1 pseudogene is annotated in these 573 nt (G+C 46.4%); it reads right to left on the bottom strand.

Annotated features, from left to right (window positions below):
- Positions 1–124: 124 nt before the first annotated feature.
- A pseudogene (locus J4D97_RS23210) lies at positions 125–573 on the bottom strand (glycosyltransferase); the annotation flags it as partial.

Genomic DNA, 573 nt, shown 5'->3' with positions numbered 1-573 from the left:
TGGGTATATACCCCGGATATAATAGCACTGTCCATCAACTGGCTATCTTCTCGCTGGTTTTTTACTGTTCTAAACCGTTTCAACAGCTATTTGCTGGCTCGCAGTATTCGTAAAGCAGCCCGTGCTATAGCATTTGATACGTTCGTTCTGTTTCAAAATGAGCTATGTACCCTGCTAATTGATCCGGCTGTTTGCTGCCCAGAAAATAGACATTAGTCAATTCATGCAGTTTACTTTGCTTGAATGCTTTGTCTTCAGGACCTACGAGCACCAAGCTCCAACGAGCTATTGCCAACAGCAAATCAATATCCAGGCGTAAATCTGTCAAAAAACCCGTGTAGCCTATGCGGAAACCCGGAATTGCCACCATATCGGCAGGAAGAACTGCGGGCAGCTCTGGCAACAGTTCTGCAGCAGCACAGCCTTGACCAATATCAAAGCTGTTAGGGTTGGTTTGCAGCGCGTAATCGTTGAGATATGCTGAATTTGTTACCACCACATCGGCACGAGCAAGCAACCCTTTTTCCACGTGAGGACCATGCCGCTGAAAGTATGGTACTGACACCATGTTGT

The organism is Hymenobacter defluvii (genome assembly GCF_017589435.1).
Lineage (GTDB): Bacteria > Bacteroidota > Bacteroidia > Cytophagales > Hymenobacteraceae > Hymenobacter > Hymenobacter profundi.
This window is presented reverse-complemented; position numbering and strand designations above follow the sequence as displayed.